General features: G+C 40.3%; 11 protein-coding genes. All 11 read left to right on the top strand.

Going from position 1 to position 14,325, the window contains the following annotated elements:
- The first annotated feature begins 47 nt into the window (after positions 1-47).
- The 11 genes from BHC43_RS01275 (at position 48) to BHC43_RS01325 (ending at position 14,272) form a co-directional block, all read left to right on the top strand.
- The gene (locus BHC43_RS01275) at positions 48-908 is read left to right on the top strand and encodes a rhodanese-like domain-containing protein (RefSeq protein ID WP_100156266.1); all 861 of its coding nucleotides are present in this window, start codon (positions 48-50) and stop codon (positions 906-908) included.
- 38 nt (positions 909-946) lie between these two features.
- On the top strand, positions 947-4,741 hold the full coding sequence (locus BHC43_RS01280; protein WP_100156267.1) for an Ig-like domain-containing protein: 3,795 nt from the start codon (positions 947-949) through the stop codon (positions 4,739-4,741).
- Between the two features lie 48 nt (positions 4,742-4,789).
- Entirely contained in the window at positions 4,790-9,049 is a 4,260-nt protein-coding gene (locus BHC43_RS01285) for an RHS repeat-associated core domain-containing protein (RefSeq protein ID WP_100156268.1), read from the top strand.
- 12 nt (positions 9,050-9,061) lie between these two features.
- Positions 9,062-9,577 carry a hypothetical protein gene (locus BHC43_RS01290; RefSeq protein WP_100156269.1) on the top strand — a complete coding sequence of 172 codons (516 nt, stop codon included), beginning with the start codon at positions 9,062-9,064 and terminating at the stop codon, positions 9,575-9,577.
- 100 nt (positions 9,578-9,677) lie between these two features.
- Positions 9,678-10,211: a hypothetical protein gene (locus tag BHC43_RS01295; protein WP_100156270.1), complete on the top strand. Its 534-nt coding sequence runs from the start codon at positions 9,678-9,680 to the stop codon at positions 10,209-10,211.
- Between the two features lie 83 nt (positions 10,212-10,294).
- The gene (locus BHC43_RS01300) at positions 10,295-11,650 is read left to right on the top strand and encodes an RHS repeat domain-containing protein (protein ID WP_100156271.1); all 1,356 of its coding nucleotides are present in this window, start codon (positions 10,295-10,297) and stop codon (positions 11,648-11,650) included.
- A gap of 5 nt (positions 11,651-11,655) precedes the next feature.
- Positions 11,656-11,931, top strand: a complete 276-nt coding sequence (locus tag BHC43_RS01305) for a hypothetical protein (protein ID WP_100156272.1) — start codon at positions 11,656-11,658, stop codon at positions 11,929-11,931.
- Between the two features lie 124 nt (positions 11,932-12,055).
- Positions 12,056-12,907, top strand: coding sequence for an RHS repeat domain-containing protein (locus BHC43_RS10800; protein WP_257377953.1), 852 nt, complete (start codon positions 12,056-12,058; stop codon positions 12,905-12,907).
- A gap of 245 nt (positions 12,908-13,152) precedes the next feature.
- A complete protein-coding gene (locus BHC43_RS01315) occupies positions 13,153-13,806 on the top strand; it encodes a hypothetical protein (RefSeq protein WP_100156273.1) in 654 nt (217 codons plus the stop codon).
- Complete coding sequence (locus BHC43_RS01320; protein WP_100156274.1) at positions 13,803-14,000, top strand: hypothetical protein; 198 nt, start codon at positions 13,803-13,805, stop codon at positions 13,998-14,000. The genes BHC43_RS01315 and BHC43_RS01320 overlap by 4 nt, the downstream gene beginning before the upstream one ends.
- Positions 13,991-14,272 carry a hypothetical protein gene (locus BHC43_RS01325; protein ID WP_100156275.1) on the top strand — a complete coding sequence of 94 codons (282 nt, stop codon included), beginning with the start codon at positions 13,991-13,993 and terminating at the stop codon, positions 14,270-14,272. Before BHC43_RS01320 ends, BHC43_RS01325 begins: the two co-directional genes overlap by 10 nt.
- The last annotated feature ends 53 nt before the right edge of the window (positions 14,273-14,325 follow it).

Genomic DNA, 14,325 nt, shown 5'->3' on the forward strand with positions numbered 1-14,325 from the left:
TGGCTATAAATTTTGAATGATAAATAAATAAAAATACAGATATTGCGATGCTGAAGTTATCACAGATTATTTATATTGCTGGAATTTTATTTTTTTTCAGTGTACGGATATTGGCACAGGAGCTATCTGCCTGTCTCAATGATAAACCAGATTTGGCGCGACAGCCTGTAGCCGTAAACTGGCCGCAAAACCAAATTAAACAACCACTTGATCATAAATACTGGCTTAGCATAAAAGCGTTAAGTCAGCCGCAATGGCATGATGCGGTGTGGGTGGATATCAGAACTGGGGCAGTGCGACAAGAAACAGGGCTGAAAATGCTGGCTGTACCGCTTAGTCGATTGTCTAGTGCTGATTTTTTAGCTGATAAAACCGTGATTTTGGTTGGAACTGGATTTGATGAATTACAGATAAACCAAACTATTAAAAATTTAAGAAAAAAAGGTTTTAACCACGTATATGCTTTAAGAGGAGGATTTTTTGTCTGGGAAAAAGTACAAAATCATAATAAGCCCAATCTGCAGGAAATCTCTGCACTGGAGTTTTTATCCGGTGGTCAATCCATACAATGGCAGGTGATTAGTATAGGTTTGAATTCATCACAACTGAATACTTTACCAGAACAACCTGCTAAACAATTTAGTCTTGCCCAGATATCTAGTCCAGAACTAAAGCAATACATCAGCCAAGGAGATAATCGTAATGATGCCTTTATACGCTATGTACTGGTTAGCCCAGATGAACACACGCTTAGGCTATTGCAACGGCAAATGAGTTTTGCAGAAAACGACCATATTGTCTGGTTGCAAGGCGGATTAGCGGCTTATCAGCAATATATACAACAACAAAATAATTTAATGAATCATGCTGGACAAAGTTTATCCAGACCATGCCGCATAACTATTTAATTTATTTAAGGAGTATTCGAACTCATGAGGGGTACACAATGAATATTTATCAATACTGGAAAAACCGGTTTCTCGGTTTCAACAGAAAAAAAAGACCAATAATTAAAGGTAAACAGAAAAAAGCGTATGCAATGATTTTCTGTGCATTATGCTCCATTGCCAGTGCAACAAGCTATGCTGGTACAGACACAAAACTAAAAGGTGATGATAAAGTCAGTGGCGCTTTACCGATTGGTTTTGAGTTTAATTATTATGGCAAAAAATATAATAAATTTTATGTGAGTACAAATGGATTGCTGCAATTTTCGAATCCAAGCAGCAGTTACAATAACTCTTGCCTACCTGCAATCAATAATACACTGTTTGTTTTCTGGGATGATTTAAGAACTGATGTATATGGCCAGCCTGCGGGTACCATCAAGTACGAAACACAGGGGGAAGCGCCAAATAGAAAGCTCATTGTGCAATGGACGAATCAGTATTTTTATAGTTCAAATCTGCCTATGGGTACCTTTGAAGCGATTCTTTATGAAGGCACAAATCAGATTAAATATCAGTATCGTACTTTAAATATTGGTCTGAGCAAAGGCGAGAGTGCAACAATCGGTATTCAGGGAATCACGCCAAAGAACGTTCAAGTAGGTTGTAATAAAGCCAATATCATTAAACCAGAACAGGCTATTTTATTTACGCCTAATAATGATTTAAGTGAATATACCAAGAATGAGAATGCTGAGTACAATTTTATCGATATTTCTGATCTAACGCCGGCTGCACCACAACCTGCTGCCCGTTATACAAATCAGGCACCAAGCTGGACATGGCAGAATATCAATACACTTGATACATGGGAAGTTGAAATTCAGGATGCTTCCGGAAATACCGTCTATAAAAAAATACTGAATAAAGTAAATCAAATTACTTATGATGCAGGATTACAAAATGGACAGTCTTATCGCGCCCGTGTACGCGGAAGTATTAATCGAGGTGCTACCTGGGAAATGTGGTCTTCACCCTCTGAGCTCATTACCGTAGATACGACCAAACCGGTTGTGGAACTGAACCAATTCAGTCGATTTAATGACAAAGCGGTGAGAATTGGGTACAGCAGCAGTGATAATCTGAGTGGTATAGCCTCTATACATCTGCAAATTGCCAATAATCCAGATTTCAATAAACCCATTATCGATCAGGATATTAATCTGCAAAGCAATAATGTGCAGATAGATAATGTGCCTGCTGGTGGCATCTTATATGCTCGTCTGAATGCTTTGGATAAAGCAGGCAACAGCTCAGGCTATACTCAAGCATCTGCTATTACGGTTACACCTCCAGTACTTATTAGCCCCGTCACTCAGACAAAGGTTAAGAACGCAGCATTAAAAGTTCAGGGTACTGCTGAGTCTGGTGCAAAAGTACAGTTGTATCTGAATGATAAACCAGTGGGTGAAAAGGTTACCGCTGATGCACAAGGCTATTTCACTCAGGATGTTCTCTTGCCGAAAGAAGGTAGTTACCGCTTATATGCTGTAGCTCAGAATGATGCTGGCAGCAGTGAGCCCAGTTCGCCGGTGCAGTTTGATTTTGCTTTACCGACACCCACAGCAATCATTACTACACCCAGTGATAATCAAACACTTGCTGCTCCGGTTGATATTCAGGTAGATGCTGCAGATGAACTTGGTATCGAAAAAGTAGATTTATTGATAGATAACAAACAGTTTGCTACTCTGACAGAACGCCCCTATCAGGCACACTGGCCTCTGACTATGGAGAATAACGGCAGCCACAAAATCAGTGCAAAAGTGACCAATACCAGCGGCAAAACAGTGACCAGCACCCGTACGGTCAATGTCAAAATTGAACCACCGGCTCCGCCTCCCACACCTTATACCGGTAAAATTACCGCAATCAGCCCTGCGGTTAGTTATGGCCCGCAGCCAGTAACCATTAGCGGGCAGGCTGTTTATCGTGCTGAAAATACGATAGCTGCAAACGTACCGCTAAAACTGGTTTTGAATGTAAAAGGGTTTGAGCGCAGAATAGCTGTTGCCACTGATGAAAACGGCCATTTCACCTATACCTTTACCCCGCAGGAATCTGACTCGGGTACATATCAGGTTGGCATTATTCATCCGGATGAAAAAACTGTTACCAGTCAGGGTAGTTTTGATATCAACCGCATCGCATTTAATATACAAGGCTATCAGCTCAAAGCGCCGCGAACCATCACCACACCCATACAGGTTAATGCTACAGCCAGTACCGGTGCTAAAAACCTGCGCTGGGTATTGGCTGCTGAAAATCAGCCAGATGGCGTATTGCCTCAGGGCGTGAATATTGAATCTGAAGCTGTTGATATTGCCCCCGGACAGAGTCGCACGACAACAATTAAATTCACCGCAGACGATCATGCAGCCGAAAAGGGCAGCCTGTATCTGCTTGCCTATGCCGATGATTCAGGAGATCTGGTACGCGGTAAATTACAGATTAAATATGAGCTTGGTCAGCCAATGCCTGAATTGTATGCATCGCCTACCTATATACAGACTGGCTTACAGCAAAATACCAGCTCCACAACCAAAGTCAGCGTTGGCAATAAGGGATTGGCAGCGGCAAAAAATGTTCAGGTAGAGCTGGTAGATGAGCAGGGTAATCCCGCTCCGAGCTGGGTATTTATTGCCAGCGATAAAAATATTAATGAAATTGCGGTTGATGAAAAAGTACCGGTACAAATCATGGCTCAGCCGGACAACAGCATCCCCGACGGCATTTACAACTTCATTATCAGAGTATCCAGCAGCGGCAAAGTAGCAGGCACCATTCCGGTAAGAATTTCCGTTACCCAGAGCGGACAGGGCGTAGCTCACTTTGATGTGGCTGATATCTATACCGCCACCCTAGATGCAAACGGACAGCCCATCAAAGGCGTAAAAGGAGCAACCATCAAGTTGCAGAATGATAGTGTATTAACGGAACAATATACTTTCAATACAGACAAAGATGGTATCGCAACCTTAAACAAGCTGCCGGCAGGCATCTATCGCTATCGCGTCAGCGCACCTAATCATATGGATGCCAGCGGCCGTATAGTGATTCAGCCTGATAGCACAACTAATCAGCATGTATTTCTGGAGTATCAGACAATCAATGTAGAGTTTGGCGTGACTGAAACCTCCATTAAAGATGTGTATGACATTAATGTTAATGCCACCTTTAATACGCAAGTACCGGCACCTGTCATTATGCTGGAACCATTATCTATTAATCTTGGTGCAATGCAGGTTGGAGAAGAAAAAACGGGCCAGATTACAGTCAGCAATTATGGTCTGGTACAGGCTGACCATGTGGTACTGAATTTGCCGAAAACTGATGCCCACTTCAAGTATGAATTTTTTGGTGAAGTGCCCAGTGTGCTCAAACCAAAAGAAAAAGTAGTGATTTCCTATAAAGTGACTGCTCTTGATCCGAAACAGCAGGCGCCGGCAGAAACCAGAATTGCTTCGCTATCAGACTTGCTACGTGCTGCACCAGATGAAGACGACTGCACATCCTACGAAGCTAGCTATGAGGAATCACATCAGAGTGAGTGTCCCAGTGGTGACATTTCCAAAGGCAGCAGCAGTGGGCGTTTCTATCAATACACCGGTAAAAAATGCTCAACCAAGGGCAATGGTATTGGCTGGGGAGGCGGCGGTTCACTTGGAGGAGTGGGCGGTGGCACTTTCGGAAATGGGGCTGGAGCGGGTTCGCCGGAGGCGATGCCGATAACGCCTGGCTGTACCCCGGATGCGCCCTGTGCTTCAGGTGGTTCGAAAGATGGTTCGCGCTAATGCCAACAAATAAAACAAAATAAATAAATTAAACACAAGGGTCAAAAAATGAAAACAAACAACCGACCCGGGAACAGCCTGAAGGAGCGGCTGTTCCGGGTAATCAGCTACATACTTATGCTGGTAATGGCAGTGCCGCAGATGGCTTATGCCCGCATCAGCGGCAATGACGAAAAAATATCTGGCATCAGTCATGCCAGCGTCAGACTACCGAATACCGAATATACCGAAAACACCGTAGATATGCGGGTAAAAGTATTAGGTGGAGAAGTTAAACTCAACCGTACCTGGGAGAACGGGCGCTGGTATCTGAATCCGGCCTGGGCCGAACTACGCTTCGTACTGGATCCGCTCGACAGCACTGTCAAAACCATTGACCGAGCCGGTACCCTGTATCAGCGCAGCGGCGAAGCCGACTTATATACCTACAAACAAGTATCCATCAGCAAAACCGAAACCGGCTGGCGCTGGACGGATCCAGAGGGTAACTGGATAAACTATGACAGCAAAGGCCGGCCACTGGCCTATGGCAATGCCAACAACGTACAAGTTAGCTTTGAGCTAAATAAAGACGGACAGCGCAAAGCCATAAAAGATAACAACGGCGAACTCGTATACAGCCTAGACTATGACAATCAGGATCACCTAATCAAAGCCACCGACCGCAGTGGCCGCAGCGTCAGCTACAACTGGTCCGGAGACCGCCTGACCCAAGTAACCGACGTCATGGGCAACGTCTGGAAATATGGTTACGACAACAACGGACAGATAAACCGCCGCACCGATCCCGATGGTGGCGTCATCAAAATTGATTACATCGTGTCCGTACCCTCATCACAGTTTGCCATGGGCAGCGGCCGCAATGGTGGCGTAATATCACAAAGTGCCGTAGTGAGCACCGGTGCAGCCGATCATGAAAACAAACTGGCACGCGTAGGCAAAATCACCAGCAAAACCGGCGCCGTAACCGTTTATAATACCGAATACAATCGCGTCAACAAACAGTACACCATCACCGTCAACGATCCGGCCGGCCAAAAAACCGTGACCGTATTTGACAGCAACGGGCACGTACTGACCGAAAGCATAAACGGCCATCTTACCGCCCGCTATGATCGAGACAGTGCCAACAACATCGTCAAATACACCGACGAACGCGGGCAGATTACCACTACCCAGTACAACCAAGCTGACTATCCAGTTAAAATCACCTATCCGAATGGCGCAGTAGAAGAATATCAATACAATCAGGCCAACAAACCGGTCAAACAAATCAACGCCAAAGGCGACAGCATCACCTTTGAATACAATGCAGCTAACCAGCCGACCAAAATCACCTATGCTGCCGGCAAACCCGAGCAACGCATCGTCAACTTCGAGTATGACAACCTAGGTCAGCAAACCAAAGCCACCATAAGCAATAATCAAAAGAGCATCAGCCTGCAGCAAAGCTTTGACCGCTACGGCAACATAGCCAGCTATACCGATGGCAAAGGGCAACAGTATCAGTACAGCTATAACATACAAGGTCAGCCAACCGAATTACAGAACCCTTTACAGCAGAAATGGCTATTGGGTTACAACGCTGCCGGTTACACAACACAAGTAACCGACCCACTCAAGCACACCTTTACCATGAAAACCGATGCACTCGGCCGAATAGTAGAGATGACCGATGCGCAAGGCAACAGCACCCTTTACAGCTATCAAAATACAGCAACAGGGCGCGAAGTAAAAACCACCGACGCATTGAATCAAGTCACCACCGAGCAGTATGACCAGCTCAACCGCCTGATTAAAACCATCACCCCATCCGGACTGGTTAGTGAACAGAGCTACGACAGCAACAGCAGAATCAGCCAGTATAAAGACTACAACGGCAATCAGCTTAGCTACGAATATGGCGCACCCGGCACCAGTCAGGCTGGACTCCTGACCAAAATAAACTACCCGACCTACAGCGAAAGCTACGATTATGACAACATGGGTAACACCATCAGCGTCAACCAGCAGCTGGATAGCAATACCCAGATAAGCAGCCACAGCAGCTATGACCAACTAGGCCAACAAATCAGCCGTACCGATGCTGCCAACCGCACCAGCCAAAGCCAATACAACGCACTGGGACAAATCACAGCCGACATAGATGCACTGTCAGGTAAAACCCAGTACCAGTACGACCTGTCTGACAACCTCAGCACACTGACTGATGCCAAAGGCAACCAGTACCACTTTGAATATGATCAAAATAATAACCTGCTCAAAGAAACCAAAACACTGGGCAACGACGTCGAATACAGCTACAACGCTGCCAACCAGCTGACCGAACAGAAGCAGGTCAACGGCAACCGCATACAGTATCAGTATGATGCAGCGGGAAACATCAGCCAGCAACACTACATCGCAGCCGGTACCGACACCGCCGAACAGACAGTCAACTACCAGTACGATGCCAACAACCAACTGACAGATGTACAGCAAAGCGGCAGCACCAACAGCCATTACACCTATCAGCGCGATGCCCTGGGACGAATCGTTGAAGAAAACATCAGCTATGGCCGCATCAGCAAAACCTTAAAATACAGCTATGATACAGATGGCAACCTAGCCAGCATCACCTATCCCGATAACAGCACAGTAAACTATCGTTATGCCAACGGCCAGTTACAGCAAGCCATACTGCCAAACGGAGAAGAAATCAACTGGCGTGATTACCAATGGAATCAGCCTAAACGTATCACCTATCCGCAAGCAGAACAAACCAACAGCTATGATGCCTTACAGCGACCAACACAAATCAAACTGGTTAGCAAAGGACAAACCCTACTCGAACGCCACTACAGCTATGACAAAGTCAGCAACATCAGCAGTATCCAGACAGAAAAAGGCAGCAGCAACTACCAGTATGACCAACTGGATCGCTTAACCCAAGTCAAACCGGAACAAGAAAACCAAGCGCAACGAGCAGAATCCTACAGTTACGATGCCATCGGCAACCGCACCGGTAGCGCCCAACAACCAGGTGAGTGGCAGTACAACGACCTCAACCAACTCATCAAATGGGGAGAAGGCAAACAACAGACCAGCCTCAGTTACACCATCAACGGGCAGCTAGCGACAGAAGAAAACGCCAATAAAAAACTCAGCTATAGCTACAACGCTGCAGATAGACTAAGTAAAGTCAGCAACGACAGCAGAGAAATAGCCAGCTACCAATACGACCCATTTGGCCGGCGTATCAGCAAAACCGTAAATGGCAAAACCACCTACTACATCTACAGCAGCGAAGGGCTGATAGCAGAACTGGATCAGACAGGACGGATGCAAGTAGCGTACGGCTGGATACCGGACAGCGATTGGGGCACCAGCCCCTTATGGCAGGCCAATCTAAATGAAGGCCAAACCCTAAAAAATGCCAGCTATCACTACCTGATAACAGACCATCTGGGCACCCCACAACTAGCAATAAACAGTGCAGGAGAACAGAGCTGGAAGATTACCAGTGATGCATTTGGCAACAGCGAACTGGATGCAAATAACCAAATCACCATGAACCTGAGGTTTCCGGGACAGTATTACGACGAAGAAACCGGACTAACGTATAACTACTTCAGGGATTACGACGCGAAGACGGGGAGATATATCCAGAGTGACCCGATAGGGTTAGCAGGAGGAGTAAACACGTATGGATATGTAGGTGGGAATCCGCTGGTATACAGTGACCCGACTGGGGAGTATGCTCAAGTAATAATGCCTGTATTAATAGGAGCCGCTATTTTAAGTGCATGTGTAGTGTTACCAGTATGTAAAAAAATTGTCACTGATTCTTGGTCTGGTTTATATCAAAATATACGTGAAAGAATTAAAGGCACAGATGTTTTGCCTACATTAACGGAGCACAGAGAAGATGATAAAAATAATACAAAATCATGCGATAGTAATACAGTTAATATAAACGACCTTAATAATATAAGTACTAATGGAGCAGCTCCTCCTCCAGATCCTGATAATGAGAATGAACAAGATAAAGTTCTAGAGGATATTATCAATGATTCTACTCCTGGGCCAAAAACAAAAGGATCCAGTAAACAGTATATACGTAATAAATCAGGATGGGAGCAAACACAAAAAGATTTTAATAATTTAAATCCGAGTAATGTTAAGAATGTAGGAAGAGAAAATGTTGTTTTACATGGTCAGCTTAAGGATGGCAGAATAGTAGTAATACGTCCTAATAGCTCTAGTGGCAGACCCACAATGGAAATAAGACCTATTAAAGGTAAACGAGTAACAAAAATTAGATATTAACAAGGATATGTAATGAACATTTGTGATCAAAATACATCTTTGTATAGAGATAAAATTGAATTTATACAAAGTATTTTAAATACTCACTGCGTCATTTCAAAAGATTTTATTTATAAAAATAATTGGGTAGCAATGATTATTCCTGAAAATCTTGAAATTATTGAGTCTGAATGGTTGTCTGATGCCATTCATAGATTTGGATTTACTACATATGAACAATATATTATCGAAAATAATGATAAAATAGAATATTTAGAAATTATTAATAATCAAGAAAATATTTATGATAGCGAATACGGTTTTTTGGATAAACGAGTTATTCTAACTAATAAAAATATTGATTTTATGTATTATAAAAATTTAGATAATTTATATCATATATTTGCTGGAACTTATGATTTTGTTTATAGCTGCATTCAATGTAGTGAGCAAAATTGTAAAGAAATTTATAACGAGTACTATCATCAATTTATGAAAGATTCCAAAGAATTTCGAGAATGCAAATATATATGGGATTTATATCAATAAATTAATTTAGCTTTATTTAGTATTTAATCCTTGCCTTTTGGCAAGGATTTATATATATAATTTTTAATTAAGCGTAAGTAAATAAATAATGGGGCTAATAATGAGTAATTTAATTTCAAGAAAAGCATTATTTGAGAATAAAGCTAATTTTTCTGAATACTTACTAAATTCAGATAAAGGAATTTCTAAGCAATTTATAAATGATAAAGGATGGGTAGCTATGCCTTGTGCAGGCTATCTATATTCAATAGAGGCTGAGTGGCTTTCTGATGCAATTCATAGGTTAGGGTCTAATAGTTATTATCAATACTTATTCTATGACGATGGATTGGAAGAAATATTACAATTTAATAATAATAGTAGTAATATTAATTCTAGTGATTTAAATTATTCATATTGTCATACAATTATAACTAATGAAAATGTTGATTTTGTATATTACAGGCATGAATGGGGTTTATATCATATGTTTGCTGGTACACCTGATTTTGTTTATAGTTGTATTCGTTGTAGTAGAAGAATTAGTAAAAAAATGTTTTTAGAATATTGTTTTAATGATGCGGAAAGTCCAGCTGATTATGAAAAATGTAAACGAGCTTGGTTTTTATATCAAGGTGATGATTTGGAAAATTAATTTATATTGATCTGATATAATTAATTTATTTTAAATGTTTAATCCAATTATTAATTCTCAATCTTAAATAATTAATAATTGATTTGTTAATCCAAGTCAAACCGAAACAAGAAAGCCAAGCGCAACGAGCAGAATCGTACAGCTACGATGCCATCGGCAACCGCACCGGTAGCGCCCAACAACCAGGTGAGTGGCAGTACAACGACCTCAACCAACTCATCAAATGGGGAGAAGGCAAACAACAGACCAGCCTCAGCTATACCATCAACGGGCAGCTAGCGACAGAAGAAAACGCCAATAAAAAACTCAGCTATAGCTACAACGCTGCAGATAGACTAAGTAAAGTCAGCAACGACAGCGGAGAAATAGCCAGCTACCAATACGACCCATTTGGCCGGCGTATCAGCAAAACCGTAAATGGTGAGACCACCTACTACATCTACAGCAGCGAAGGGTTGATAGCCGAACTGGATCAGACAGGACGGATGCAAGTAGCGTACGGTTGGGTACCAGACAGTGATTGGGGCACCAGCCCACTGTGGCAGGCGAATCTAAACGAAGGCCAAACCCTAAAAAATGCCAGCTATCACTACCTGATAACAGACCATCTGGGCACCCCACAACTAGCAATAAACAATGCAGGAGAACAGAGCTGGAAAATTAACAGCGATGCATTTGGCAACAGCGAACTGGATGCCAATAACCAAATCACCATGAACCTGAGGTTTCCGGGACAGTATTACGACGAAGAGACCGGACTAACGTATAACTACTTCAGGGATTACGACGCCAAGACGGGGAGATATATTCAGAATGACCCGATAGGGTTAGCTGGGGGGATAAACACGTATGGATATGTAGGTGGAAATCCACTGGTCTACAGTGACCCGACTGGGGAGTTTATTCCAGCACTTCTGGTTGCAGGTGAAATTGCAGTAACGGGAATAAGACTCTGTGCCATTACTCCTTCTTGCAGATATTATGCAGGGGCACTGATAAGTTTGGGTATTCGAGCATTACTTTATCCAACACCCACATTACCAATGCTTAATGATAATAAAAGTCAGGATAAAAAGGACTGTGAGACTAAAAATGTTGAAATAAGTGATACAAACAGTCAAAATACAGTAGGAGGTTCACCTGATCCTGATGATGGTAAAAACAAATCTAAAGAATCAAAAAAATACACAAAACATGGTGAAATGAGAAGAAAACAGGCACGTACAGATAAGCATCGACAAGTTGGCGATGTAAATAGAGTTAAAAGAGACGGAAAACCCTATTATGACACTGAAACAGGAAATAATGTTTATATCTTAGGAGATAGAGTGGTAATAGAAACATCTGAAGGGGCACATGTGACACAAATGATTAATACACGTGCTAATACACGTGCTAGAATAGATCGAGGAAAATGGATAAGAAAAGAATCGGAATAATAAATATGTTTAAACAATATACTATTTTAGTAAATTACAATAAAAAATTGTGCCGTCTAAATTGTTTAGAGAAAATGAATAATAATTCATTTGCTGTAGTCTCTTTAGATTCATTACATAAATACTCTTTAGAAAAAGTAATTAATCCACAAAAAAATATTCAACATCAACAAATAAATATTTTTTTAGAACTAGTTGAAGAGGAAATTGAAAATTCTTTTTTAGAATGGTTTCCTTCTTTAGAAGAGGCTATAGATAATTTTTTAAGTAATGAATGGTGAAATATCATATTTTAATTAAATTGATTATATTAAATCCCAGTGTAATAACTGGGATTAATGTCTATATATTTATAACTGAAGTGGTTTTAACTATTTACAAAACAGCAATTGGGGTACGATCCCATTGTGGCAGGCTAACCTGAGTGAAGGCCAAACCCTAAAAAATGCCAGCTATCACTACCTGATAACAGACCATCTAGGCACCCCACAACTAGCAATAAACAGTGCAGGGGAACAAAGCTGGAAAATTAACAGCGATGCGTTTGGCAACAGCGAACTGGATGCCAATAACCAAATCACCATGAACCTGAGGTTTCCGGGACAGTATTACGACGAAGAGACCGGACTAACGTATAACTACTTCAGGGATTACGACGCGAAGACGGGGAGATATATCCAGAGTGACCCGATAGGGTTAGCTGGGGGGATAAACACGTATGGATATGTAGGTGCGAATCCACTTCTATATATAGATATATTCGGATTATCTTATTGGGATTGCATTCTGAATAAATCTAAAAAAGCTTACGATAGAGGCCATGAATTTGGTACTAAGACAGGAACTGCGTTAGGTGCTGCTGCCGGTGGTGCAATAGGCATGGTAGTAGGAGGTGGATTAAGCGGAACTGGTTGTACCATGGTACTACCGGTAGTAGGAACAGTTGGTTGTGGAGCTTCAGGTGCTGCAATGGGAGGAGCAGCAGGAGCCACGGCAGGAGCCATTGTAGGTGGAACTATGGGACCGGCAGCAATTGGAGGGTTTAATGGTATCGCTGGTGGATTAGCAGGAATTGTTTCATGTTCTAGTTCAGATGATGGCGCTGAAAAAGATTGCGAAGAAACTGAAGAACAACGATGTCGCAAATTGAAAAATGAATGTATAGAGGATTGTTCAGATGAAGCTATGCCAACTGGAGATCATGGATTTAAATTTTGGAATTGTGTTAATTCTTGTATGGAAAGAAGAGGGTGTTAAAATATCTGTATCTGATAAAAATTATCTTGTTGTTTAAGTAATTTTATAGAAAATTCCGTATCTTTAAATATAAATCTCATAAAATGAAAATGTATCATTTTATGAGATTTTGTACTTTAAAAGCAGATAATCAATTATCACCGATTAATCAATTTGAAAATAGAATCATCTAAATATACAAACATGTGCTATAAAACTTAAAACTATGTAAAATAATTACATAGTTTTTCATATAGGAGATGTTTATGATTAATAACTTAATAAACCAAGATTACTTTAAATTACTTGGAGTATGTCCTGCAAAAAATAATTATTTTAAATCATTTATAGTTAATGTTGAAGAGAGTAATAAAAAAAACTTCAAGAATATAACTATTGTATTTTACAGATTGGATACTTTTGAAGTTTATTCGTATCTAAAAATATATGATATAGATCATGAATATAAAGAAGAATCGTTCATTAAAATTCGGCAATATCTTATGCAGTTAGAAAAACCTATTGACTGGAAAAAACCGCATCGCTATTGCATTGCTCAACATGTTTTTAGAATTTTAAGAAATGAAAAATTTAGGATATGTTTAGAAAAAAACAAACTAAGTAACGAAAATATTTATCAATATACTTTAAAGTCTCAGTTGAAAGAGGCCGCAATAATTAAAAAATTGAATAAATTGTCTGATGAAGAAAAGATTCAATTATTCACTCTAAAAAATTGGGAAATAAAGCTAAAGGACTATGAACAAAATAATTACACTACAAAAGAGATTTTATTTAAGGTATATAAAAGAACGTATCTTTTTAAACGATTACTTGATAAAGAAAAATTTGAACATTTTTATAATGAGTATACAAAAAAAATTGATCAAATTTATGGGTTAAATGTAAACAATAAATGAATATTAGCTTTATAAATAATTATAAAAAAGGTAAAAAATATAAAGATAGTGAGACAGGTTATGCTGTTCATGTTTCAGGAGATAGAGTTGTAATAACAAAATCAAATGCAGAAATACATACTAGTTTCAAAAATTCCAGAGCTAATACCAATATGAGAGTAAAGAAGGGAAAAAGGGTTCAAAAATGGAACTAAATTTATATAAAGAAAGCAGTATATTAATAAATCAATGTAATAATGATTGTAATAATATATGTAAAGCTAACTTGTTAGAAAGATTGAAAGATAATAAGTTTGCTGTAATATCAATAGATTATTTATACGATGATACTGATTTCGAGAAGGATTGTGTAAGCCAAAAAAAAAATTATTACGAATTAGTTAGAGAAGAATTTAGCTTTTCATATTTAAAATGGTTTAATACTGAACAAGAAGCATTAGACAATTTTTTTTATGATATGGTTTAATAAAAATGTACTTTATTTTATTTGCAATTAACTATAAAGCTATGGATAAGTAT

Source organism: Snodgrassella alvi (genome assembly GCF_002777855.1).
In the GTDB taxonomy this organism is placed as follows: Bacteria; Pseudomonadota; Gammaproteobacteria; order Burkholderiales; family Neisseriaceae; genus Snodgrassella; species Snodgrassella alvi_E.

Bases quoted from the DNA above. Each gene is read 5' to 3' on its own strand.
- BHC43_RS01275 (WP_100156266.1), top strand. From the start codon at position 48: ATGCTGAAGTTATCACAGATTATTTATATTGCTGGAATTTTATTTTTT.
- BHC43_RS01280 (WP_100156267.1), top strand. From the start codon at position 947: ATGAATATTTATCAATACTGGAAAAACCGGTTTCTCGGTTTCAACAGA.
- BHC43_RS01285 (WP_100156268.1), top strand. From the start codon at position 4,790: ATGAAAACAAACAACCGACCCGGGAACAGCCTGAAGGAGCGGCTGTTC.
- BHC43_RS01290 (WP_100156269.1), top strand. From the start codon at position 9,062: ATGAACATTTGTGATCAAAATACATCTTTGTATAGAGATAAAATTGAA.
- BHC43_RS01295 (WP_100156270.1), top strand. From the start codon at position 9,678: ATGAGTAATTTAATTTCAAGAAAAGCATTATTTGAGAATAAAGCTAAT.
- BHC43_RS01305 (WP_100156272.1), top strand. From the start codon at position 11,656: ATGTTTAAACAATATACTATTTTAGTAAATTACAATAAAAAATTGTGC.
- BHC43_RS01315 (WP_100156273.1), top strand. From the start codon at position 13,153: ATGATTAATAACTTAATAAACCAAGATTACTTTAAATTACTTGGAGTA.
- BHC43_RS01320 (WP_100156274.1), top strand. From the start codon at position 13,803: ATGAATATTAGCTTTATAAATAATTATAAAAAAGGTAAAAAATATAAA.
- BHC43_RS01325 (WP_100156275.1), top strand. From the start codon at position 13,991: ATGGAACTAAATTTATATAAAGAAAGCAGTATATTAATAAATCAATGT.